The organism is Curtobacterium sp. ABR8, assembly GCF_057812125.1.
The window spans coordinates 223859-247631 of the sequence record NZ_CM173818.1; the positions used below are offsets into that span (position 1 = coordinate 223859).

The following is a 23773-nucleotide window of genomic DNA, read 5'->3' on the forward strand; positions in this document are numbered from 1 at the left end:
GCGACGGCACTCACGCTCGTCGGAGCACCGCACAAGTCGGTTCCACATGATTTGCACCCCACTGTTGGAGCGCCCGAAGGACAGCGCTGAAGTCCTCCCCAGCCTCCGTGAGGTGATACTCGTGGCGACCCGGCCGGTCGCTGGATTCCCACCGATCAATCAGACCGCTGTCCTCGAGCTTGCGAAGCCGGCGCGAAAGCGTGTCGCGAGGCGCTCCCGTGTTCGCCTGGATTGCTGTGAAACGGCGCACCCCGTTGCTGAGTTCGCGGAGTATCGGAATCGTCCATCGTTGGCCGACGCTGTCCACAGCCGCGGCGATGGAGCTCGCCTGCGGCAGCACATCCAAGTTGCTCGGTTCAGTAGACGAACTCATCGACTCAGAGTAAGCCCGGACCGCTACCGCCGCGAAGGTCCCAGGAACGCTCGCACGCTAAGGACTTGCGCAGCGCATCCGCTGACCGCCTGGGCACCTCAACGTCAGGTCTTGTTCCCGACCGCGGCCGGTATGGCCCGGTAGCCCCAGTCGATATGCAAACCGTCATACTGGGCCAAGGGAGCCGCGCTCGACGGCCTCGTGAAAGGAACAACCGTGACCCGTCCCCACCGAATCGGCTTCCTCGTCTTCGACGGCGTGAAGATGCTTGACGTCGCAGGACCGTTGGAAGTGTTCGCCGAGGCCAACCTCTACGGAGCGAACTACGAGATCACGATGCTCACCGTCGACGCTCCCTCGGTGAGCTCCTCCGCCGGGATCCGTATCACCGCCGACGACTACGCCGTCGGCGACGACCGATGGGACACCGTCCTCGTCGCCGGAGGGGAACCGTACCCGAGCACCGGGGTGCCCGAGCCCTTGGCGCTTGCGGCGAAATCGTTGGCGGCGCGGACGACCCGGATCGCGTCGGTTTGTACGGGCGCGTTCATCCTCGCAGCGGGCGGCCTCCTTGATGGCAAACGCGCCACCACGCATTGGCGGTACGCAGCCGAGCTCGCGCGACGATACCCGGCCGTCACCGTCGAGCCGGACCTGATCTACGTGAAGGACGAAAGCACGTTCACCTCAGCCGGAGTCTCCGCAGGTATCGACCTCGCCCTCGCCCTCCTTGAGGAGGACCACGGAGCCGCGCTCGCGCGACGCGTGGCACAGTGCCTTGTCGTCTACATGCAGCGCCCCGGCGGGCAGTCCCAGTTCTCCGCCTCGCTCACGGGCCCTGCCCCGAAGACATCGGCCCTCCGAAAGGTGGTCGACCATGTCCGGGCGGACCCCACCTCGCACTGGACGCTCGACAGCCTCGCCGGGATCGGTCAGGTCAGCACCCGACACCTCAATCGCCTCTTCCACGAAGAGCTCGACACCACGCCCGGGCGGTACGTCGAGCTCATCCGCTTTGAACTGGCGAAGTCGCACCTGGACTCGGGGTACTCCGTGACGCTGGCCGCGGAGATGTCCGGATTCGGATCGTCGGAGGCGCTCCGGAGAGCGTTCATCAGCCGTTTGAACATTCCTCCCCTGCGCTACCAACGACGGTTCCACTCCACGACGAAGGTCTCCGCCGCGGCCTGACCGGTGGCCGGATCCGTGGGAAAGGCGGCCGAGCAAGCGGGGCCATGACCGTGCGCGCTGAGGACCATGGTCTCCATGACCACAACCCTCACGACCAGCCCGCTGCAGCACGTCGACGGCAGTACCGGCGTCACATACGCCTACCGACGCTTCGGCACCGGCTCCGGGGTACCGCTTGTCTTCCTGCAGCACTTCCGCGGTAACACTGACAACTGGGACCCGGCCCTGGTTGACGCCATCGCAGCACGCCGCGACGTTGTGGTGTTCGACAACGTCGGCGTCGGTTCCACCACCGGGACGACCCCCCGCACTGTCGAGGAGATGGCCGACGATGCCATCGCCTTCATCCTCGCCCTCGGCTTCGAGCAGGTGGACATCTTCGGCTACTCGCTCGGCGGCTTCGTCGCACAGGACATCGCCCTCACCCAGCCGGCGCTGGTCCGCAAGCTGATTCTCGCCGGCACTGGGCCCAAGGGCGCTCCCGGGATGGAGCGGTGGAGCGACGACGTCGAGGCGGCAGTCGTCGCCGACGAAACCGGCGCCGAAGGCGTGCTGTACGTCTTCTACGCGCCGACCGCGACCAGCCAGGAGGCCGGAGGCGCGTCCCTCGGACGGATCTATGGCTGGCAGGACGGCCGCGACCAGGACGTCACCCTCGAGACGAAGAACGCCCAGTACCAAGCAGTCCTCAACTGGGGTCGTCGCGACTGGGACGCCGTTGCACGTCTCGCCGACCTGCAGCAGCCGACCCTCATCCTGCAGGGCGACAACGACATCATGATCCCCACCAAGGCCAGCCACACGCTCGCAGGCCTGATCCCGAACTCCACGCTCCGCATCTTCCCGGATGCCTCACACGGATCAATCTTCCAGTACGCGGACGAGGCAGCGACAGAGACGCTCGCCTTCCTCGCGAACTGACCACAGCCGCCGCGGTCGGGCGATCCCCCCTTCCTCGCCCGACCGCGGCTTTCACAGGCCAGCACCGGCCGCCCGGTCAAAGTTCCAGTGATCCCACGGAACCGCAGTCAGGTGCACGCCGGGGCCGGAAGGCGCCATCCAAACCTCTACCGCAGCAAAAGCCGTTTCGTCGCTGCAAGTACGTCGTCCGACGCCGCGGCTCCCGCCATCGTCCGAGAGAGTTGCACCGCTCCGACCATCGCTGCGACGTCGAGCAGCGCCCGGTGGCCCTCTGACCCGTCGTTGCTCAACGCGCCTACGAGGTCGCTGAAGGCTCGGCTGAATCCGTCGGACAGCGGCGCTCCGGCGACGGCGGCCGGGTCACCGGTGAGCGTGGCCACCGGGCAGCCATGCTCCGGGTCGTCGCGGTGACGCTCCGAAAGGTACGCGTCAATGACAGCTCGCCGCGGGTCCCCGGTCGCTGCTGCCATGCCCAGCACCACACGACGGCGCATCACGATCTGGTCAAGCGCCTCGGCCATCAGCGCATCTCGCGAAGCGAAATGTTTGTAGAACCCGCCGTGAGTCAGACCAGCGCGCGCCGAGACCGCATCGAGCGTGACTCCCGCAGAACCTCGTGCGCACAGCAGTTCGGCCGCTGCGGTCACCAGCGCTTCGCGGTTCCGTGCTGCCTGCTCTCGGCTGACTCGTGGCACGTGCGCCTCCTCTGGTCAGGTTCCAGTGTCGTACACCAGCCCCTGTAGTATAGATGTCAACAAACATCGAAAAGGAGACAGCTATGCACATCGAAGGAAGAAGCGTTCTCGTGACCGGTGGACAGCGTGGCCTTGGCGCCGCCATCGCGGCCGAGTTTGTCGCGCACGGAGCTGAGCGGGTCTACGTGACCGCGCGCGCTCCGCGTCCGTCGAAGGACCCCCGCATCGTCCCCATCGCCCTGGACGTCACGGACGCCGACTCCGTTGCGAAGGCAGTGGATGCAGCATCAGGTGTCTCGATCGTGGTCAACAACGCCGGAGTCGACGGGAACTTTGGCGTACTCGGGACCGACGTGTCCGAGATGCAGCACGTCTTCGACACGAACGTGTTCGGCACGATCCGGATGACGCAGGCCGCAGCCCCGCTGCTCGCCGCACACGAGACCAGCGCGGTCATCAACGTCCACTCCGTCCTGAGCTGGCTCGCGGGTGCCGGCGCGTACGGCGCTTCGAAGGCGGCACTGTGGTCCTTCACGAACTCGCTACGAACCGAACTCGCACCGCAGCGGACTCAGGTGATCGGCGTGCATCTTGGTCTGGCGGATACGGAGATGGCCGCCTCGTTCGACGGCCCGAAGATGTCGGCAGAAACTGTCGCGCAAGCCGTGGTCGCGGGTCTTGAAGCCGATGAGCACGAGGTCCTCGTCGACGACGCCAGCCGTCACGTGAAGTCGATACTCGCCGGTCCGGTCGAGCACCTCGTCACGTCCATCTGACCGGACAACGTCCTAGCGACTCCGCCTCCACGCATCCGCCGAGTCAATCCCGGTTCCTGCACCCTGAGCTTCTCGTATCGGAGGCACGTCATCGTCCAGCATCGCCACGTTGCGCCAGCCTCAGACAGCGCAGTTTCCCTGAACCTGTTCGGGGTGCCACTCGGCTTCGCAGGTTCCGGCGGCGCGTGGTCGGCCGCCGCCACGCTCGTGGGCGCCCCTACATGGCCGTCGGAGATCCTGTACGGGCTTGGAGCGGCGTTCTGGGTCGGCTTCACCGCGCTGTACGTAGTCAACGGCGTTCGTCACCGCGGCACATTCAGGGGGGATCTCCGCCATCCGTTCACGGGGCCGTTCGCTGCGTACATCCCACTGGTCGCCACGCTCCTCGCCGCTCATTACTCGTCGATTGACCGACAGGTGTTCGAGGCTCTGGTCTGGGTGTCGGTCGCCGCACTCGCAATCGTCGGGGCTCAGTTATTCGCGCACTGGCTCACCGGTGGCACGAATCTCGAAGCAGTCCACCCCGGGTACTTCATCCCGGTCGTCGCTGGAGCTAACGTCGCCAGCATCGGCCTCTCTACCGTCGGCGCCCACGATGCAGCGATCGCCGCGTTCGGAGCAGGCGTGTTCTTCTGGATCACCGTCTCCATCGTCGTTCTGATTCGGCTCGTCACCCATGGGGTGTTGCCAGCCGCGGCGACCCCCAGTCTCGCTGCGTTCCTCGCAGCCGCGGCGACCTCAAACCTCGCCTGGCTGATCAGCCATCCAGGGCCCCAGACCGAGACGCAGGTCATCCTCCTTGGCGCACTCGTCATGATGTTGCTCGTGCAAGGGGTGCTGCTTCCCACGTACGCCCGATTGCCGTTCTCGCTGAACTGGTGGACGTTCACGTTCCCCCTCGCGTCCACGACAAACTTCGTCGTCCGCTGGCTCGGGTCGAACGACCCGACGCTCGTGGCGGTGTCGTGGTCGCTGCTGGCCGTGGACACGATCTTCCTCGGGTACGTCGCGGCGCAGTCGGTCGCCGTCGCTGCACGGCGGGTGCGACGCGTCCCCACCCCAGGTCCGCGTCGCACCGCATGATCAGCTCGACAGACTCGCGATCTCGGCTCGGGCTGCCGCCACGAGGTCGTCGTTGGTGTTCGCGTGTCCAGCGAGTCCCCATCCGCCAGGCACCGCCTCGGTGAGGAGGACCCAGACCCTCGACGGGTCGCCGGGGACGCCGAGGGCGGTGGCGACGACCTCACTGAGGCGCTCCACGGCCCGCACCTGCTTCCCGCGATCCAGGGCGCCCGCATTGGTGAGCACCTGCACGCGGATCCGATCGGACTCCCCGTCGACGTTGGCGAGGTTGCCGGCCGGCAACTCGTGGATGAAGGCTGCCGTGTTCTTCCGGAACATCGGGATGTTCGGCACTTCCTCGACCTCCATGAGCGTCGCCGCCAGGGAAGATGCGAGCCCGTGGGGATCGGAGAAGGTTCCCGCGGTGGCGTAAACGTCGATCATTGGCATGGTGCCTCCTTGTTCGGTATGACGACAGACATACACGAGCGGTCAGAGCGCCAGCAAGCAAACGTTGCATACTGAAGCGGTGGAACCTCGCGAACGGATGGTGCACAGCGCCGTGTTGCTGCTCGCCGAGGTCGGGTACCAGGGCACGTCGTTCTCGAGCGTGCTCGAACACTCCGGAGCACCGCGTGGCTCCGTCTACCACCACTTCCCCGGCGGAAAGGACGAACTGATCGCTGCTGCGTTGCACCGCACCGTAGAGCTGGCTAGTCAGAGCCTCGAACAGCTGCACGGTCAACCCATTGTTGACATCCTTCAGGCGATCGAAGCCTGGTGGCGGCGAATCCTCCTCGATGGCAGCTTCAGCCGAGGCTGCCCCCTCGTTGCCGTCTCCAGCGGGATAGGTGCCGATCACACTCTGGTCCCGATCGTGCGCGAAGGGTTTCTCGCCTGGGAAACGGCGCTCGGAGATGCACTCAGTTCGGCATCTGACATTGACGTTGACGATGACCAGGTTGTCCGCAACGCAGCGGAGATCCTCCTCGCCTCGCTCGAAGGCGCGCTCGCATACGGTCGGGCCACGCGGTCACTTGAGCGATTCGATCTTGTAACGGCCGCCATCGAGCGACAGGTCTTGGGCCTTGTGGCTCCAGCGCGGCTTCAAGCCGCAGCGCAGGCGGCGGTGTTCGGGCACTGAGAGCTGGCAGTTGAGGCTTCCGTCCGGTGCGCCGCGGTACTCGCCGGCTGACGGAGATTCGATCTGGTGAGGTCGCTGCGTGGACAAGTCTCCCGCTCCCCGGCCGAATGAAGTCGCTTGAGCGCGCGAAGTTGCGCCAGTGAGGGCCTGCCTTCAGCCGTGCGGAAGGCTCGGCTGGATCAGTGGGAAACGTGACACTCCTGGCGGTGCATCTGAGCGCCAAGTCGGGCGAACCTTCTCTCCATGACTACAGAGCAGATCGCTGGAATCGACATCCCAGATTCGGAACTGGCCCGTGAGGCCACAGCACTCATCCGCGACACCACGAACGAACTCATCTACAACCACTCCCGACGCGTGTTCCTGTTCGGCAGTCTCCAAGCCGGCGCGCTGGATCTCGAGCCCAACAGCGAGTTGCTCTACATCGCCGCGCTCTTCCACGACACGGGTCTCGTCAAGCCGTTCCGCACGGACGGGCAGCGGTTCGAGATCGACGGTGCCGACGAAGCGCGGAACTTCCTCTTCACGCACGGCGTGGTCACTCCCGACGCGGACACCGTCTGGACGGCGATCGCGCTGCACACCACCCCCGAGGTGCCGTACCGGATGGATCCGGTGATCGCAGCAACGACCGCCGGCGTCGAGTCGGACGTGCTCGGTCTGCACCTCGAGAACATCCGGCACGACCTCCGAGACGAGGTCGTCGCGGCGCACCCCCGCCCCGACTTCAAGAAGCGGATCCTCCGCGCCTTCAACGACGGTTTCAAGGACCGCCCGGACACGACGTTCGGGACGGTGAACGCGGACGTTCTGGCGCACTTCGACCCGTCGTTTACTCGTGGTGACTTCGTCCAGGTGATCCAGAACTCAGCATGGCCGGAGTGATCCGAGCCAAGGTCGGTTCCTTCGGCACCACTTGGGGCGCAGCGGACAAGCTCGATGGCCTCTGCAGATGCGGCAGTTCAAATCTCTCACCCGCGGGACCAGCTTGGATGGAGCCTAGGCACGTTCAGCTCGCCGTCCATACTGCCTACCCGGCTGGAGCGATTACGGCTCCTGGCCGAGGCCCCTCGGTCCTCAACGCCCGCCTGATCCTCATACCCCTGGCCGGCAGCACCCGACTCACTTGACGAGCAGCACCCAAGGTCGTTGGTCCTCGCCCCGCTTGGGTCCGCCCTGCTGGAGCAACGACAGCATCCGTCTTTCGCAGCGGGCCGCACCGAGTGCCACGCCGAGCGGTCGCGGACCTCTCAACCGCGAGATCTGGGCATGAAGAGCCATCGAGGTGGTCCCGACGTCTAGGGCGCCCAACGGCCAGCACAACCCAGCTCTGCCCGAGACACCAGGGGCCCGAGCAACCACCACAGTCCGGACCCAACCTCGCAGCACAACGTCCACGCGACTGAGGCAAAAAACTTTTGACTAAGTTGCTCGAAAGCCTTGTGCGGGCTTCGGGATCGCAGGACGATGGTGCTCCCGCCGGTCCAAACCCCCGCCGGGCGAGCGGAGCTCCCATGTCGAAGGTCGATGTGTACGCATGCCTCGATCCGCACGCAGGAGATCTCAGGTTGAGGCCGGCGTCGAAGGACTTCGGCGCTCAGGTCCCGGCGTTCCAGCAGACCACCTTCGCAGTCATCGGCGGGCTCTTCGGCTCCAGCACCCGATGCAGACGGCGGTGCTGGCGCTCTGACCGCCATCGGGGCGCTCACCACGAGACGCCGGCTCTGGTGACCGAGCACATCATCCGCGCAGAAATCGAAGGCAGCGCATCATGAGCACATCCAACATCCCTGACGCCACCGAGCGGGACGCGTCGGACCGCGGTCCGGTTAACTCGCTAAACGATCTCCGCGAAACGTTCGGTCAGACCGTTCTCGGAAGCGGCCGAGGAGCAATCCTCGTGGCGGCGACTGTCTTCGCATCGATGGTCGGCTTCCTCGACGCTTCCGTCGTGAACGTCGCCGTCCCCTCAATCGGCAAGTCCTTCGGCAGCAGCGTCAGCACACTGCAATGGGTACTCACGAGCTACCTCGTGACCGTCGCAGCCTTGCTACTGGTGTCGGGGGCACTCGCCGACCGATATGGGCGGCGAAGAATCCTCACCATCGGGTTGATCATCGTCGCAGGATCCGCGGTCCTCTGCGCGCTCGCACCCAACGCGGGGATCCTCATCGCCGCGCGCGTGCTCCAAGGAGTTGGCGGAGCCCTGACCATCCCATCGAGCCTCGCGCTGCTGAACGGCGCACTGCGCGAGCAGGACCGAGCCCGAGGGATCGGCATCTGGTCCGGCATCTCGACATTGGCGACCACTGTCGGTCCCTACGCGGGTGGCTGGTTGCTGGATCACTCAACCTGGCGATGGCTGTTCCTGCTCAATGTCCCGCTATGCATCCTTGCCCTGATTGCCCTGCGGTTCGTGCCGAAGGACATACCTCTCCTGCAGCAACTCACCACCGACGCCCTCGGGGTTGTGCTTGCAATCATCGGGCTCGGCGGCATCATCTACGCCCTCACCACCGGGGCATCAACTGGTTGGACAAGCCCCGTCGTGCTGTTTGCCGGTATCGGCGGCCTCATCGCCCTCGTCACACTCGTTCCTGTCGAACGGGTCGCCAAGCAGCCCATGCTCCGCCTGTCAGTGTTCCGGTCGGGACGGTTCAACGCCATCAATGTCAGCACGTTCTTCTTCTACGCGACCGTCAGCGGCATGGGGTTCCTCGTCACCGAGCAGGCGCTCGTCACACTCGGGTATGACGCTGCGCAAGCCGGCGCACTACTGCTTCCGGGAACGATCGTCTTCCTGCTGATGTCGCCTCTGTCCGGCCTGCTCGCGAACAGATTCGAAGCGCGTTGGCTGATGAGCATCGGAATGGCATGTGCTGCGGCGGCCGTGGTGGCGCTGTCGTTCTTGAACGCGGATTCCGGGTACATCACCGACGTGCTCCCGGCCACCCTCCTGTTCGGCTTCGGTCTCGGTATAGCAGTCACTCCGCTGACCGCCGCAGTTCTGGCATCCGTGCCGGCGGCGGACCTTGGCGCAGCCTCCGCTATCAATAACGTCAGTTCCCGCATCGGAGGTGCTATCGCCATCGCCGTCCTCCCCGCGGCGGCGGGAGCGACCGCAGGCCGGACTCTGGAGGAAACCCTCTCAGCCGGCTACCTGCCCGCAATGCTCATTGCCGCCGCACTTGCCTTGGTGGCGGCACTGATTGCAGCGATCTTCGTTCGCCGCCAAGCACCAACATTGTCGCGGACGGGCCCTCTGAACGAAGCACGCCCATAACCAACCTTGCGCACACATGCCCGCGGCGCCTCACCATACAGACCATCTGGAGCGAGATCATGAAGGCAGTTCAGTTCAACACATGGGGTCCGGCAGCAGATGTCCTCAGCATCATCGACACCGACGAACCGGCAGCACCCGCCGCGGACGAAGTCACCGTCCAGGTCACGTACTCACCTGTGAACCTCCACGACATCGGATTCATCGAGGGCCACCTCGTGCAAACCCCACTCCCCGCCACGCCCGGCAACGAGGGGATCGGGACGGTGATTGCCGCTGGCAGCGGCGTCACCCACGTCGCAGTGGGTGACACCGTGGTTCTTCCCCTGCTGGCCGGCACGTGGCGAGAGCGCTTGACCGTCCCCGCGGAGACGATGTTCCCGCTCCCCGACGGGGACGCCATGCAGCTCTCGATGCTTGGGAGTAACACACCCACTGCGGGTTTGATGCTCAGCGAGTATGCCGACCTTGAGCCCGGCGACTGGATCGTGCAAGACGCCGCGAACGGCGGCGTTGGACGCAACGTCATCGCGATCGCCAAGCAGCGCGGCCTGCGGAGTGTCAACTTCGTCCGCAGCGAGAGCAGTATCCCTGACCTCAAAGCAGCCGGCGCCGATGTCGTCCTGATCCATGGCCCGAACTCCGCGGACGAAATCCGCTCCATTGTCGGCGAAACCGGCGTTGGCCTCGCCATCGACTCCGTCGGGGGTCCCGTCACCGACACCATGCTCGAGATCCTCATCCCCGGCTCCGCAATCGTGTTCTACGGCAACGCCAGCAGGACCCCGATCAACAAGTCCCACCCTGCCATCGCGAAGAAGAACCTCCGCGTCGCAGGCATCTTCGTTGGAGCCTTCGATCGGGAAGCCAAGGTCCTCCCGGTCATTCGAGACGCGGCGCCGCTTGTGGCGTCTGGCGAGCTCACTGTTCCCATCGACGCGGTGTACCCGCTCGAGGACGTCGTCGCGGCCGCAACGCACGTCGTCGAGCGCGGCGGGAAGGTCCTGCTCTCCGTAACAGCCGACATCTAATCGCACCCGCGGAGTTCCCGAGGTGGCCCTCAGCCGTTGCAGGCCACCTCGGGTGCGCTCAGGGTCGACACCAGTCGGACGATTCGCTCGGTTCGGCCCTGGGTCGTACCAGATCGCGCCGTGTTGAACACCGGCGCGCGGGTTGCCGCTCCCTTCCCCGGCGCATCACAACCAAACGGGGGTCCAATGACCACCACGGCGCACACACGGAAACAGGGCCGTGCGATCCTCCTGGTCGCGAGTCTGGCTTCCATCGTCGCATTCCTCGACGGCTCCATCGTCAACGTCGGTCTTCCGGCAATGGCCGCCGAGTACCGCGCGGGTCTGCCCTTCCAACAGTGGGTTGTGGACGGCTACACGCTCGCCCTGGCCGCACTTATTCTGACCGCGGGCGCACTCTCCGACCGCACCGGCCGAATTCGGGTTCTCGTCATCGGAATCATCGCATTCGGCGGCGCCTCAGTCGCGTGCGCCATCGCGCCAACCGCGACAACTCTCATCGTTCTCCGCATCGTGCAAGGCATCGCAGCAGCCCTCCTCGTCCCGAGCTCACTCGCATTGATCGCGGGATACTTCCGCGGCCGTGAGCAAGCGAAAGCGATTGGGCTCTGGTCCGCTTGGACCAGTTGCGCCTTCATCGCCGGACCGCTGCTTGGGGGGGGGGGGGGCATCGTGGTCACGATTGGGTGGCGGTGGATCTTCGCCGTCAATGTTCTCCCCGTCCTCGCGACCCTTATCGCGATCCTTCAACTTCCGCCGGATCAGCCAGCCGAGGCAGCGCGTCTCGACGTTCGCGGCTCGATCCTGGCCGCCGTCGGGCTCGGAGGCGTCACCTTCGCACTCATTGAGCAATCGAACCTCGGTTGGTCAGATCCCGTCGTGCTCGGGACGCTCGTGATCGGGATACTTGCCTTTGCGCTGTTCCTCCGCGTCGAGCACACAGCCGCCGCACCGATGATGCCACTGCAGCTGTTCCACGCCCGTGACTTCTGGGCGGGCAACCTCATCACGTTCCTCGTGTGGGGAGCGCTCTGGCTCGGCGTGTTCATCGTGCCGGTGTACCTCCAACAAGTTGCCGGCTACAGCGCACTCGTGGCCGGCATCGCGACGGCACCGATGACCGTCATCAGCCTGCTCGTCTCCAGGACCATCGGCTCACTGGCCGGCAAGTACGGCCCGCGGCGGTTCATCATTCTCGGACCGAGCATCGCCGCATGTGGCTACCTCTCGATGTCCTTCGGCTCGGATGGATCGACCACCTGGCTCGTCATCATGATCAGCGTCGCCGTCGTCGGTTTGGGAATAGCGGTCACGGCCACCCCAATCAGCACGGCAGTCCTTAGCTCCATCGACGCCGAAAAAGCCGGTATAGGTTCCGCCATCAACAATGCCGTCGCTCGAGTCGCGGGCCTCATCGCTGTCGCTCTGGTCGGGCTCGCGACGGGCAACGCTCTCGACAGCGCTGATTTTCGGAGCGTCACCGCTACCGTCGCGGTCATCATGCTCGCCGGCAGTGGTATCGCTGCGCTTGCCCTGAGTTACGCACCTGCAGCACCAAACAGCGCTGAGTGAACGAGTCAGCCCAGGCATCCATCGCACGTGGGCTGTCCCCAGTACAACGTCACCTCGGTTGGTTTTCCCAACCCTGGGTCTAGGCTGCTCGCATGCGAACCCTCAGTCCACGTCTGTCGTTCTGGACCGCCGCAGCGGTGATCGGTTTGTCCTTGTGGGTGACTGCTGCACCCTCGGTGATTTACCCGGCGTACGAGACGCAGTGGCACCTCACCGCCGCCGCGGGCACGGTGATCTTCGCGGTGTTCCCGATCACCTTGGTGCCGGTGCTGGCAATCTTCGGGAACCTGTCGGACTACATCGGCCGACGCCGCGCGATCCTGCTTGGACTTGCCGCCTTCATGGTCGGTACGGTCCTGTTCGGTGTCGCACCGAATCTCGTGCTGGTCCTGATCGGGCGGGTGTTCATGGGCGTCGGTACCGGGCTGTCTCTCAGTGCGGCGACGGCGGCAATGATCGAATTCGGCGGCTCTCATCGAGCGCGGCACGCAAGCGCGGTGACGACCGTCGCCAGTTCTGCGGGCCTGGCATTGGCGACGCTAGGTGGCGGAGCGCTCATCCAATACGCACCGTTCACGCTGCACCTGACCTACTGGGTGCTCGTGATCGTCGTGCTGGTGGTCGGCGTGCCTGCCTGGTTCCTGCCCCGGGCGCATGACACCACGCTCGGCCGCTGGAGTCCAAGGATGTTCCGTATTCCAGAAGGGCTGGGGCGCACCGTGGTCGCAGGGTCGCTCGGTGTGTCCGCCGCGTATACCGTCGGGACGATCATCATGGCGCTCGGGGCGCAGGTCGGCCGAGAGCTGATCCACTCGACGAACAGCCTGCTCGTGGGCGCAGTCCTCGCCATCTCAGCGGTCGCGATCGGCCTTGCGGGAATCCTTGGACGGAAGCTCCCGCCCAAGCTCGCACTCACAGTGGGGCCCGGAGTGATCATCGTCGGCGGGGCAGTGTTCATTGCCGGCGCGACTCTGTCGTCGTTGGCGTTCTTCATTGTCGGCAGCGCTCTGATCGGAGCATCGTACGGACTGATGTTCGCTGGCGCGCTCGGCCTCATCGCTGCATCAGCACCCGCACATCACCGTGGCGCAGTCATCTCTGCGGCCTACCTTGTGGGCTATCTCGTGCAGGGCGTGACCGCCGTCACCCTCGGAGCGATCGCTACGACAGACGGTTTACTGCTGGCGATCGAGATCGGTTGCGGTGTCATTCTGGCGCTCGCCGTCAGCGCGGCGGTAGCGGCGCGGACAGGCCGCTCCACACTGGCGACGGCTTAGTGCACCCGGCACCTCTGACGGGTATGTGTTCTCGCGGTGCCGCTTCGAAGCACAGTCGCGATGCTCAAGCAACGGTGGCGGGGGCCGCGCTCACGTCGTGCACAATCCGCACTTGATTCGGATCGTCAATGACCTCGCCCTCGTCGACGAACCGAAGCTCTACCTCCCTGCCGGTCGCTTCGTTGACGAACCGTGTGAACGGCCGATCGCTCGGCAGTGCGTGCTTATCACCCCACGCCACCAACGACGCGAGGACCGGGAGGAGGTCCCGGCCAGCGTCAGTGATGACGTATTCGAAACGTTCCCGTTCCCCCGGGGCTCGGTACGGACGCCGCTCAAGCAGACCGTCAGCAACGAGCCCGTTCAGCCGACTAGTCAACACGTCTGAGGGCACACCGATCGCCCGAAAGTCCGCGAACCGGGTTCGCCCGAGGAGCGCTTCTCGAAGGATTAACAGTGTCCACTTCTGCCCGACCGCTGCGAGGCTGTGCGCGATGGAGCAGTTGCTGTTGCGGGGGAACTCGAGCATGTCCATGGCAGGATCGTAGCCCTGGCTTGGCTAAGCCAACTCGGATGGACTGGCGTGGTCTCCAGAGGACGTCCGGACACGGATCGCCTATTGCAACGGTATGAGTGGCGTTACGAAGATGCAGAAGGGTCAGCGAAGACGACGAGACGTTCCACGGTGTCCGCGTATCGGCCCGTCAGGGCTGCCTCTCGGGGGGGCGAGTGCGTTGACGGTGGTCACGGCACGAGTCCGAGCCCGTCGTCATCGAGCGTGCGGTCGTCGCAAGTGACGCGGGTCGCTCTCAAGGCGGCGGTGTCGTCCGCGGGCTCGGCCATCGTGGTCTGACCGTTCTCGCCGCGGGTGCCATCGACCTCACCGGGCAACACGGCACCGGTGTGGGATGCATACTGGTCACCACTGGTGTTCGTGACTGCCTCGAACGCGCAGCCGGTCCACCGGTACAGATCGACCGCACGGCTGCCCGCGACGAGCATGATGACCGGTCCGTTGCCCTGACCGGACACGTCGGCGAGCAACGCAGTGGGTTCGGCGCCGCCGGACAGGTTGCTGGGACGGACAGAACTGGTGAGACCGGTGGTCGTCGTCACGCCGAACCGGCCATCCTCGGTCACCCACTGTTGGTCGGCCTCGAGATCCCCGTCCACATCGATCGTCGACGCGGTCCTGGCACCGTCCGGGACGCCGTCATCGGATGCCGGGCAAGGCTGCGATGTGCCGACTGGAGCCGGTGTCGAAGCGCTCGACGCAGCTGGTGGGCGCGATGTTGGTCCGACGGCTGTCGGCGCCTCGCCCGTCCCGCTGCACCCGGTCAGCAGGACGACCGCCAATGCTGTGGCTACGAATGCGCTGGTGCGCAGGATGGTGCTCCCCGTCGAACTCATCAGGACAGCGTGACTCCTGTTCCATGAGCAACGCAAACCGCACACGCTGGGGCCAGCCAAGGTCCCGCTGCGGCACAATAGCGTCCGCCGGTATGACCCTGGTTACCACCTGACGGGGTCGAAGGGCACCATGTCGCGGCGTAGGTTGCCGGAATGGAGATCAGCTATAAGAAGCGTGCCGTGAACCTTGGCTTCGGGCTCGGCATCGTCCTCATCATCGCGGGCCTATCCGCGGTCTGGTTCGCGCCGGCCGTTTGGAGCGGTTGGGCGACGTTCCTCGTCGCGGTCGGGGTCCTCGGAGCGCTCGTCGGGTTCGTCTTCGCGCTCGTTCCCGCTCGCGGACAACGCTGAGCCCGTCACAGGAGCACCGTCGAGGCCTTCGCACACCCACTCGACAGCGCTCGACGCGATCTCCTCCTGTGGACTCATCGTGACCACGGTTGCAGGGCTCGACTGCGAGAGAACGAAGACGCGCTTCCAAGGCTCTGCCGGTCGTCGCAGACACACCCAGCGACAGCGACCGGTAGCCGATCGGTGACCGGACAGGTCGGTGCGGGTCGTCAGGTTGTGGCGGCGGACTGGTGGCGCACCGTGAGCGAACTCACGCGGGCCTTGCGGCGGCGCGAGCTCGAGGACGTACTTGGGGGGGGGGGGGGGGCGACCTCCGCGGCTATCCGTCGACCAAGTGTGAACGGCTCGGCGGCTGTACGAGCAGCAGGACATGACCGTCGCGCAGATCGGTGACGTCCTCGGGGTGAGTCGCACGACGTTGTACCGAGCGCTCCGTCGAGAGAGCGAGCCCGTCGCAGGGTGCCGGGGCAACGCCTCAAAGTGATGCGTGTCCTCGTCGGGTGAACTAACGCCCGCTCTTCCTCTCGCGCCGACTGTCGAAGTATCATCACTCTGAGACATGCCAAAAGCATTTGGCATCTACGAAGGGGTAGCAGCAATGACGAAACATCTCGTGATGTCTCGGCGCACGGTGCTGACGGGGATGGCAGTTCTCGCCGTAGCCGCGCGCAACGTGCCCGCTCTACAGGCGGCAACGGGACAACCTCACCTCACGGAGCACCGAGGGAAGCTCGAGGCTCGGCGTCGTCGCGTTCCGGTCGGGCTGCTCTGATGCCCGCTGACAAGAAGAAGCCGGCGGCGCTCCCACCGGAGCCGAACGTCTACGACGTCACCGATTGGAATCCGACCGGCACCCTTGATCCGATCCGCGACGTCGGCGCGGTCATCAACAGCATCATCGGGGACATCAAGCGCCGACAGACGTATCAGGCGGACAAGCCGGGTGCCGTGATCTACATCCCGCCGGGGACCTACTCGCTGAAGACGCGCGTCGTCGTCGACATCAGCTACTTGTGCATCCGCGGTTCCGGGCATGGCTTCACGTCGTTGAGCATCCGGTACAACTCCGGCGACACGTCCGCGTGGCACGAGATCAACCCGGGTGGCAGCCACATCAGGGTCGAGAACACCGACGGCAAGTCCGAGGCGTTCCTCGTCCAGCGATCGGGCGATCCCCGCCTGAGCTCAATCGAGTTCGAGAATTTCTGCCTCGACGGGGTGTCGTTTAGTGGCAGCCAGAACTCATACCGCAACGGGAAGGTCGGCATCCGGTTCGCGTCCGCGACCGACTCGACCAGGGTTCGCGGGATCGGGATGGTGTACCTCGAGCACGGCCTGATCGTGCAGGACGCCGACGCGCTCGACGTCTCCGGGAACTTCATCGCGGAGTGCGGCAACTGCGTCGAACTCACCGGATCCGGTCAGGCGTCGAAGGTCACTGACAACCACCTCGGCGCGGGACCCATCGGGTTCTCGCTGTTCGCCGAGCAGCACAACGGCCTGCTCATCACCGGCAACAACGTCTTCCCGCGCGGTATTGACTCGGTGCACCTGAAGAACTCGACCCGGTGCAACATCTCCGCCAACCGGCTGCACTCGTTCTACCCGGGCATGATCACGCTCGAGGGGAACTGCAAAGAGAACCTGATCGGGTCGAACATGTTCGAGCGGCAGGTGGAGACGTACGGGCCGTTCATCGGGGTCGGCAACGGCCGGCCGGACGACTTCGGTGTCGTGCAGGTGAACGGTGACGGCAACACCATCACCGGCAACCATGTGACCGTGATCATCCCGCCCGAGCAGGTCGCACCCGCCGGTGTGACATCAGCGGTGTTCCGCGTCGTCAGCGGCGATCAGAACCTGATCGGCGCGAACCACGTGATCAGCAACCTCACGCTACACACGGTTGTCCTCGACGCCGGAACGACCAACTCGCACATTTTCGACAGCGGAACGGAGGCGCAGTTCGCCGCGGCCTCAACCAGTTACGGGTTCCGGCCTACCCCGTAGCGCGTGGCCGGCACACGGCGGCCCCGTCACTCACGGTGACGGGGCCGTCGTCGGTCTAGGTGGACATGATCGGTCAGGATGCGTCGGTCGTCGCCGCGAGGAGTTCGGCAGGTGATGGAGGGTTTGCGCCGGCACGGCTCACCGCCACCGCGGCAGATGCTGCCGCCACAGCGCCGACGCGGGTCAGTAGCGTCGCGTCGATGACAGATTCCTGCACTCGGTGGAGCCCGCTGTCCTGCAGCAATGCGAAGAGCAGCCCCGACATGTAGGCGTCTCCTGCCCCGATCGTGTCCGCAACCGTCACCGCGGGCGCCATGACCGGCACGCGAGCGTCTCGGCCGGCGACGATTGATCCGGCTGCGCCACGGGTGATCGCGGCAAGGCGTACCCCTGCATCGAGGAGACGGTCGAGGACGCCATCGGCGTCGACACCTGGGTAGATCCAGTCCGCGTCTTCATCGCTGAGCTTGACCACGTTCGTCTGCTGGACGATACGGTCGAACTGCTTCAGCGCCTCGGCGTGCTCGAGGAGCGCCGGTCGAATGTTCGGATCGAAGCTACGCACGGTCGCCACGGGAAGCTGACGGAACAGCTGCACTGCTGCGTCACCGCCGGGTTGCAGGAATGCGCCCAGCGACCCGGTATGCGCAACAGCCGGTGCTGCCCCCGAATCGAGCACGGGTGCGTCCCGGTCCCAGACGATATCGAAGTCGTACCGAGCGGACCCATCCGCCCCGAGTTCTGCACGAGCGACCGACGTCGGCCCGTCGGCCCGGTCGACCGTCACGCTGTCGTGGGCGAGATGTTCGGCGATCAGTCGCCCGTGTTCGTCGTCGCCGAACTGCGTGGCGAGGGTCACGGGGACGCCGAGGCGAGCGAGGCCCACTGCGACGTTCATGGGGCTCCCGCCTGGGGTGAGGCGAGTGCCGGACACGTCGGCGACGGCATCGATGAGCGCTTCGCCGAAGACGAGGGCAGGGCGGTAGGCGGGGGTCATGGCAATCCTTCGGCAGAACGGTGATGCCACCGTCTGATCGTTACTCGGATGGTGCGGCGACGGACTCGCGGCGCACGAGCGGGCAGGCCAGGAACACCGGTCCGACCGCTCGTTCCAGCTCGCCCGGCGGGACATCGTTCTGCAGCTCGACGAGCCGTTCGAGGGCCCACTCGCCCATCTCGTAGTGCGGCAGCGCCACCGTGGTCAACGCGGGGAAAAGCCCCTCGGCGATGAGCTCCTGGTTGTCGAAGCCAACCACTGAGAGGTCGATGGGGATCCGGAGGCCGAGCTCTGCTGCGGCGCGGTAGGCGCCCATCGCCATGCGGTCGTTGTAGCAGAAGAGGGCGGTTGGTCGGTCGGGGTGCTGCAGCAGGGCCCGGGCAGCGTCGTAGCCGCCCGGGGTTTCGGACGGGGCGGCCTGCACGAGCGACTCGTCGACGTCGATGCCGGCTTCCATGAGGCTCTCCGTGTATCCCGCCAAGCGTTCGTGGGTGGCGGGGACATCGTCGACGTTGTTGATGAACCCGATGCGTCGGTGCCCGGCAGCGAGGAGTTCCGCCATTGCGGCGCGGGCACCGCCACGCTCGTCCGGGGCGACTGCGGGATGCTTCCTGGTGCTGTCGGTGGCGTCGATGACGACGGTCGGGATGACCTCGAGCTCGGCCGGGGGAGTGATGTCGCGGTGATACATCGTGGCGTAGAGGACGCCATCGACTTGTTGCCGGATCAGGGCGGTTGCGTTTGCGGCAACGTCGTCCCGGTCGGTGTTGATGATGACCAGCGTCAGCCCGTGGCGACGGGCTGCGTTCTGGGCGCCGAGGATGATCCGACCCGCGTGCGGTGTCGTGGCGATCTCCTCGCTGAGCAGTCCGATCATCTCGGAGCGCTGCATCCGCAGGCCCCGGGCCATCCGGTTTGGGCCGTAGCCGAGGCGCCGTGCGGCGTCTTTGACCCGTTCGCGGGTTTCGTCGCTAGCACGGAGGAAGTCGACATCGTTGAGGATGTGGGAGACGGTGGTGACGGACACCCCGGCCTCGGCTGCGACGTCTTTGATGCCGACGCGTCTCGGAGCCACCATCGATCCTTTCGTTCAGGCTGAGGCTGTTCGAGCACGCCAACATCGGTGCTCGTGGCCGTGGGAGGTCCCGCTCCCGGTGTGATGCGCGAGCATCATCACCCTAAGTCCATCGGAAGCGGGATCTCCGGGCGGCCCGTATTCAACCCTTGACTGCGCCGAGGGTGAGACCGGCGACGATGTGCCGCTGCAGGACGAACGTCAGCAGGATGACGGGCAGGGAGTACACGATCCCGAGTGCGGTCATGGTTCCCCAGTCGAGGCCGAACTGTGTCTGGAAGTCGGCGATCATCAGCGGCGTCGTCTGTGCGCGGACGGACGTGAGCAGCAGCGCGAAGATGTAGTCGTTCCAGGACGCGAGGAACGCGAAGATCGCGGTGACCGCGAGCCCACCTGCGGTCACCGGCAGGATCACGCGGACGAGCGCGCCGATCCGAGATGCGCCGTCGACGCGGGCAGCTTCCTCGAGTTCTTCCGGGACCGCTTGGAAGAAGCTCGACAGCAGCCAGATCGACAGCGGCAGCGAAATGGTCGTGTGCGCGATCGCCAGGGCGAAGGAGGTGTCCTGGATGCCGATGCTGCGGAACATCGTGATCAGCGGGGCGCCGACGACGATCGCCGGAACCATTCGTGTCACGAGGGCGACGAGGATGAACACCTGCCCGAACCGGGTCCGGTACCGGGTGACCGCGTACGCGGCTGGGACGGCCAGCACCAGGGACATGACCGTGCTGATGACCGCGGTGACGATGCTGTTGATGAAAGACGCCGGCACGCCGCTGGTGCCGAGCGCGGAGGTGTAGTTCTCAAACGTCCAGTTGCGCGGCCAGATCGTCGGAGGGACGGCGATCGTCTCCACCGGCACCTTCAGCGAAGTGAGCACCATGTAGAGGAAGGGGAAGGCGTAGAGGACGACGAGGAGGACCAGAGCGATCCAGAGAATGGTCTTCGTGCCGATGCGCTGTGATTCGAGGCCGTTCACTGATCACTCCCGGGTCGCCAGATCTTGAAGATTGCGAAGATGGCCACGGCCAGCATCGCGATGAGGTAGATGGTCCCCATGGCGCTTGCCAGCCCTGGATCTCCGTACCGGATCTGGGTCTGGTAGACCAGCAGCGACATCGTCTCGGTGGCGTTCTGTGGGCCACCGTTGGTCTGCAGGACGATGACGTCGAACGCGCGAGCGGCGTCGACGCCACGGACGATAAGCGCGACGGCTATCACGGGACGCAGCAGTGGGATCACGATGCGAAACAGCAGTGTGGGGTAGCGGGCACCGTCGAGGCGGGCCGCCTCGAGGACGTCGCCGGGGATGTTCTGCAGGCCGGCGAACAGCACGAGCGTGATGAACGACGTAGTTAGCCACACGTCCGGGATGGAGACCGACACCAGGGCGATCTTCGGATCGCTCAGCCACTGGATCGCGTTGGGGGAGGGCAGCAAATGTGCACTGTAGAGCAGCTGCCCGACGATGCCGAAGTTGTCACTGAGGAGGAACTTCCAGAGCAGGCCCGCGACGATCGGGGCGATCATCAGCGGATAGAGGAAGATCGTGCGGAACACGCGTGAGCGATCACCAATCGTGGCGAAGAGCAGCGCGACGAGCAGGCCGATGGCGAACTCGAAGAACACGACGATCGCCGTGTACACGGCGGTCCGCCAGGCGGAGTTGCCGAACTCGGGGTCGGTAAACGCGGTGATGTAGTTGCCGAACCCGACGAACGTGCGGGTCCCCGCGAGCTGGTTGATGTCGAAGAAGCTGTTGGTCACGAACTGGATCAGTGGCCAGCCGATGAAGATGAGCAGGAACAGCGCCGCCGGCAGGATCATGAGCACGGCGAAGCGTCGGTCGGTTATACGCACGAGCGACTTTCGGTTCGGGGGAGGTGGTGGCCCCGAAGGGCCACCACGCTCTACTTGAGGATGCCTTCGACCTTGGTCTTGGCCTGATCGAGCAACTGCTGGTTGTCCGCACCCGGCCGAACGGCCTGCTGCAGCATCGGAACGAGGGCGTTGTCGACGATCTGCTGCCACTTCGGGTTCGACGGACGCGGGATCGTCCCCTTCGCCTGCAGCGTCTCCACCATCGGCTTGAATGCTTCGTAGCCAGGCTTGTCCTGGTACTTCTCGAACGCGGACACCCGAGCCGCGAGCCCGAGGTCCGTGGTCGCGCTGAGGTCGTTGTGCTCGTACGCGAACTTGATGAACTTCTCGGCCGCGTCCTGGTTCGGCGACGCCTTCGGCACGCTGAGGTAATACGGCCCCGGCACGCCCGCGACGCCGGCGGGGCCGGCGATCATCGGTGCGACGCCGACCTTGCCAGCGACCTTCGAGTCATCGGGGATCTGCCGGTAGGCGTGGCCCCAGAACAGCATGAGCGCGGTCTTGCCCTGGTAGAAGAGGTTCTGCGCTGCAGCCCAGTCCGTCTGCGCCGCGCCGGGTGCTGACGAATCGAGCATGCTGGTGTAGAAGTCGAGCGCCTTCAGGCTGGCGGCGTCACCGAGGGTGACGTTGCCCTTGTCGTCGACGACCATATTCTTCTCGCCGGCCTGCGACAGCGCGGCGAGGTACTCGGTCTCAACGGCACCCTTCGTCGCGGTGCCGTACATGCCGTCCTTAGTGAAGAACTCGGCCTCGTCCTGGTACTGCTCCCATGTCGTCGGGGGCACCAGGTCATAGCCGTACTTCTCCTTGAACGCGGTCTTGTTGGCCGGGTCGTCGAGGAGGTCCTTGCGGTAGTAGAGGATCTCCGTGTTCGTCCACGCGGGCATACCGACGTAGTCGCCGCCGATCTTGCCCTCCTGCAGCTCCGCCGGGAAGAGGTCCTTCTTCACGTCCGCGGTGAACAGTGAGTTCAGCGGCGTCAGCCCCTCCTTGAACGTCGGCAGCCAGATCGCATCGAGCGCGGCGACGTCGAAGGACACCGACCCGGAGTTCAGCTCGCTGTTGACGCGGTTGTACAGGCCGTCGTAGGGCAGCTCGACGAACTGCACCTTGGTCCCGGTCTCCTTCTTGTACAGGTCCGCGATCGGCTGGAGCTCGCCGTGTCCGCCGGCCTCGACGAGGACGGTCAAACTCTTCGCCGACCCTCCGCTGTCGCCGCCACCAGCGCCGCAAGCGCTGAGGACCAGCGCCGATGCCACCGCGACGGCAGCACCAGCGAGGATGCGGCCCCTGTTGCCGGCACGCGTGCCGGACTTCCTACGAAGCATCATTACTTCGTCTCCTTGGTCTACAGCAGCAGTGCTGCGATCGGGTACGGTGTCGGTGACAAAGCGTTTTGCCAAAACGACTTGGCCAAAGATATACATCTACCTGGAGGCCGTCAAGCGGACGGCCCATCGCTTCGAGGGGACCCCTGCAGATGATCGACGACGATCGCCCCAGCATCCATCTGACCGCCCGATCGGGCTGGATCAACGACCCGCTGTCACTGACGTGGCACGACGGGAAGTATCACGTGTTCTTCCAGTACGTCCCGGAACAAACCACCTGGGCGCCGTCCTGCCACTGGGGACACGCGACATCCACGGACCTGCGCACGTGGACAGAGCAGCCGGTCGCGCTCGCGCCCGGCGATGGAGACGACGGAATCTGGTCCGGCTCCATCGCCATCGACGGCGGCCAAGCCACGATCTTCTACACGTCCGTCGGTACTCCGGAGTTCAGCATTGGCCAGATCCGCACGGCTACGCCGGTTGGGGCCGACTGGGCAGCATGGACGAAGGGTGACATCGTCGCCGTTCCCCCGGCGAATGTCGATGTACAGGTCTTCCGAGACCCGTTCGTCTTTCGCGACGGTGATCAGTGGCGGATGCTCGTCGGTGCGAACCTCGACGGTACGACCGCGGCCGCGCTGTCGTACTCTTCCTCGAACCTTCAGGACTGGCAGTACGACGGTGTGGCAGCGCAGCGGGACACCTCGCTGACCGAACCCGTCTGGACCGGAAAGCTCTGGGAGTGCCCGCAGGTCTTCACAATCGACGGTGTTGACGTGCTGATCACCTCCGTCTGGAACGACGACGAGCTCCACTACGTTGCGTACGGACTTGGAGCATGGCGAGACGGTGTCTTCGAGGTCGAGCGGTGGGGTCGGCTGACATGGGGTGAGAGCTACTACGCCCCGTCCTTCTACCGAGACGCCGAGGGCCGGCCTGGGCTGGTCTTCTGGCTCCGTGAGATCCGTGACCAAGCCGGTGACACCTGGACCGGCGCGATGAGCGTGCCCCACGTCCTCACGCTCGACCGCGACGAACTCATCGCCCGCCCGCACCCCGACGTCATCAGCGGCGACGGCGTCAACACGCACTCGGCGTTCGACCGCATCGACCTCACCGTCGACGGACGCGCCGACGTCATTAGCTGGGACCCCGACCTCGGACAGCTGGACGTCACCCGCGACGGGGAGCCGGTCCTTACCCTCAACCGGAACGGCGACGACTTGCACGTCGCGGCAGCAACCGATGCGAGCGGAACGGTGCCAGCTGGCCGCAGCACTGTGCAGATCCTCCTCGACGGACCCATCCTCGAGCTCAGCACCAGCGCCGGCCTATTCGCGGCGCCCTTGCGCACCTCGGTCGCTGTCACGCAGTAGCAGCCTCGAAC

25 protein-coding genes are annotated in these 23773 nt (G+C 65.4%); 15 read left to right on the top strand and 10 right to left on the bottom strand.

Annotated elements, in window-relative coordinates:
- Nucleotides 1–10: 10 nt before the first annotated feature.
- Nucleotides 11–373, bottom strand: a complete 363-nt coding sequence (locus ACXKZB_RS01120) for a winged helix-turn-helix transcriptional regulator (protein WP_488824351.1) — start codon at nt 371–373, stop codon at nt 11–13.
- A 216-nt stretch (nt 374–589) separates the two neighbouring features.
- On the opposite strand from ACXKZB_RS01120, the gene ACXKZB_RS01125 reads away from it, so the two are divergent.
- Both ACXKZB_RS01125 and ACXKZB_RS01130 read left to right on the top strand, forming a co-directional pair.
- Nucleotides 590–1564, top strand: a complete 975-nt coding sequence (locus ACXKZB_RS01125) for a GlxA family transcriptional regulator (RefSeq protein WP_488824352.1) — start codon at nt 590–592, stop codon at nt 1562–1564.
- Between the two features lie 75 nt (nt 1565–1639).
- Nucleotides 1640–2485 carry an alpha/beta fold hydrolase gene (locus tag ACXKZB_RS01130; protein ID WP_488824353.1) on the top strand — a complete coding sequence of 282 codons (846 nt, stop codon included), beginning with the start codon at nt 1640–1642 and terminating at the stop codon, nt 2483–2485.
- 146 nt (nt 2486–2631) lie between these two features.
- On the opposite strand, the gene ACXKZB_RS01135 is transcribed toward ACXKZB_RS01130, so the two are convergent.
- Nucleotides 2632–3180, bottom strand: a complete 549-nt coding sequence (locus ACXKZB_RS01135) for a TetR/AcrR family transcriptional regulator (RefSeq protein WP_488824354.1) — start codon at nt 3178–3180, stop codon at nt 2632–2634.
- A gap of 83 nt (nt 3181–3263) precedes the next feature.
- Between ACXKZB_RS01135 and ACXKZB_RS01140 the strand changes: the two genes are divergently transcribed.
- On the top strand, nt 3264–3956 hold the full coding sequence (locus tag ACXKZB_RS01140; RefSeq protein WP_488824355.1) for an SDR family oxidoreductase: 693 nt from the start codon (nt 3264–3266) through the stop codon (nt 3954–3956).
- A 138-nt stretch (nt 3957–4094) separates the two neighbouring features.
- On the top strand, nt 4095–5039 hold the full coding sequence (locus ACXKZB_RS01145) for an SLAC1 family transporter (RefSeq protein ID WP_488825940.1): 945 nt from the start codon (nt 4095–4097) through the stop codon (nt 5037–5039).
- On the opposite strand, the gene ACXKZB_RS01150 is transcribed toward ACXKZB_RS01145, so the two are convergent.
- Nucleotides 5040–5468, bottom strand: coding sequence for a tautomerase family protein (locus tag ACXKZB_RS01150; RefSeq protein WP_488824356.1), 429 nt, complete (start codon nt 5466–5468; stop codon nt 5040–5042).
- Between the two features lie 79 nt (nt 5469–5547).
- Here ACXKZB_RS01150 and ACXKZB_RS01155 point away from each other — a divergent pair, with 79 nt between their 5' ends.
- The 7 genes from ACXKZB_RS01155 (at nt 5548) to ACXKZB_RS01185 (ending at nt 13325) form a co-directional block, all read left to right on the top strand.
- Nucleotides 5548–6162 carry a TetR/AcrR family transcriptional regulator gene (locus tag ACXKZB_RS01155; protein WP_488824357.1) on the top strand — a complete coding sequence of 205 codons (615 nt, stop codon included), beginning with the start codon at nt 5548–5550 and terminating at the stop codon, nt 6160–6162.
- A 243-nt stretch (nt 6163–6405) separates the two neighbouring features.
- Complete coding sequence (locus tag ACXKZB_RS01160) at nt 6406–7047, top strand: HD domain-containing protein (RefSeq protein ID WP_488824358.1); 642 nt, start codon at nt 6406–6408, stop codon at nt 7045–7047.
- 629 nt (nt 7048–7676) lie between these two features.
- A complete protein-coding gene (locus ACXKZB_RS01165) occupies nt 7677–7937 on the top strand; it encodes a hypothetical protein (RefSeq protein ID WP_488824359.1) in 261 nt (86 codons plus the stop codon).
- Nucleotides 7934–9445, top strand: coding sequence for an MFS transporter (locus ACXKZB_RS01170; protein WP_488824360.1), 1512 nt, complete (start codon nt 7934–7936; stop codon nt 9443–9445). Before ACXKZB_RS01165 ends, ACXKZB_RS01170 begins: the two co-directional genes overlap by 4 nt.
- A gap of 59 nt (nt 9446–9504) precedes the next feature.
- Nucleotides 9505–10476, top strand: a complete 972-nt coding sequence (locus ACXKZB_RS01175) for a zinc-dependent alcohol dehydrogenase family protein (RefSeq protein WP_488824361.1) — start codon at nt 9505–9507, stop codon at nt 10474–10476.
- Between the two features lie 186 nt (nt 10477–10662).
- Nucleotides 10663–12048, top strand: coding sequence for a DHA2 family efflux MFS transporter permease subunit (locus tag ACXKZB_RS01180; protein WP_488824362.1), 1386 nt, complete (start codon nt 10663–10665; stop codon nt 12046–12048).
- Nucleotides 12049–12140: 92 nt separating this feature from the next.
- Entirely contained in the window at nt 12141–13325 is a 1185-nt protein-coding gene (locus ACXKZB_RS01185) for an MFS transporter (protein ID WP_488824363.1), read from the top strand.
- Between the two features lie 64 nt (nt 13326–13389).
- Here the strand turns inward: ACXKZB_RS01185 and ACXKZB_RS01190 are convergent, their stop codons facing one another.
- Both ACXKZB_RS01190 and ACXKZB_RS01195 read right to left on the bottom strand, forming a co-directional pair.
- Nucleotides 13390–13860: a winged helix-turn-helix transcriptional regulator gene (locus tag ACXKZB_RS01190; RefSeq protein WP_488824364.1), complete on the bottom strand. Its 471-nt coding sequence runs from the start codon at nt 13858–13860 to the stop codon at nt 13390–13392.
- Between the two features lie 209 nt (nt 13861–14069).
- Nucleotides 14070–14735 carry a hypothetical protein gene (locus ACXKZB_RS01195; RefSeq protein ID WP_488824365.1) on the bottom strand — a complete coding sequence of 222 codons (666 nt, stop codon included), beginning with the start codon at nt 14733–14735 and terminating at the stop codon, nt 14070–14072.
- Nucleotides 14736–14888: 153 nt separating this feature from the next.
- Between ACXKZB_RS01195 and ACXKZB_RS01200 the strand changes: the two genes are divergently transcribed.
- The 3 genes from ACXKZB_RS01200 to ACXKZB_RS01210 all read left to right on the top strand — a co-directional run bounded on the left by ACXKZB_RS01200 (nt 14889) and on the right by ACXKZB_RS01210 (nt 17096).
- Entirely contained in the window at nt 14889–15086 is a 198-nt protein-coding gene (locus ACXKZB_RS01200; protein ID WP_488824366.1) for a hypothetical protein, read from the top strand.
- Between the two features lie 370 nt (nt 15087–15456).
- Complete coding sequence (locus ACXKZB_RS01205) at nt 15457–15570, top strand: helix-turn-helix domain-containing protein (protein ID WP_488824367.1); 114 nt, start codon at nt 15457–15459, stop codon at nt 15568–15570.
- 287 nt (nt 15571–15857) lie between these two features.
- A complete protein-coding gene (locus tag ACXKZB_RS01210; protein ID WP_488824368.1) occupies nt 15858–17096 on the top strand; it encodes a NosD domain-containing protein in 1239 nt (412 codons plus the stop codon).
- 73 nt (nt 17097–17169) lie between these two features.
- On the opposite strand, the gene ACXKZB_RS01215 is transcribed toward ACXKZB_RS01210, so the two are convergent.
- From ACXKZB_RS01215 to ACXKZB_RS01235, 5 genes are all read right to left on the bottom strand, one after another.
- Complete coding sequence (locus tag ACXKZB_RS01215) at nt 17170–18093, bottom strand: PfkB family carbohydrate kinase (protein WP_488824369.1); 924 nt, start codon at nt 18091–18093, stop codon at nt 17170–17172.
- A 40-nt stretch (nt 18094–18133) separates the two neighbouring features.
- Nucleotides 18134–19168 carry a LacI family DNA-binding transcriptional regulator gene (locus ACXKZB_RS01220; protein WP_488824370.1) on the bottom strand — a complete coding sequence of 345 codons (1035 nt, stop codon included), beginning with the start codon at nt 19166–19168 and terminating at the stop codon, nt 18134–18136.
- A gap of 142 nt (nt 19169–19310) precedes the next feature.
- A complete protein-coding gene (locus ACXKZB_RS01225) occupies nt 19311–20150 on the bottom strand; it encodes a carbohydrate ABC transporter permease (RefSeq protein WP_488824371.1) in 840 nt (279 codons plus the stop codon).
- Entirely contained in the window at nt 20147–21031 is an 885-nt protein-coding gene (locus tag ACXKZB_RS01230; protein WP_488824372.1) for a carbohydrate ABC transporter permease, read from the bottom strand. Before ACXKZB_RS01230 ends, ACXKZB_RS01225 begins: the two co-directional genes overlap by 4 nt.
- Nucleotides 21032–21081: 50 nt before the next feature.
- Nucleotides 21082–22242, bottom strand: coding sequence for an ABC transporter substrate-binding protein (locus ACXKZB_RS01235; RefSeq protein WP_488824373.1), 1161 nt, complete (start codon nt 22240–22242; stop codon nt 21082–21084).
- A 290-nt stretch (nt 22243–22532) separates the two neighbouring features.
- Between ACXKZB_RS01235 and ACXKZB_RS01240 the strand changes: the two genes are divergently transcribed.
- Nucleotides 22533–23762 carry a glycoside hydrolase family 32 protein gene (locus tag ACXKZB_RS01240; protein ID WP_488824374.1) on the top strand — a complete coding sequence of 410 codons (1230 nt, stop codon included), beginning with the start codon at nt 22533–22535 and terminating at the stop codon, nt 23760–23762.
- Nucleotides 23763–23773 lie beyond the last annotated feature (11 nt).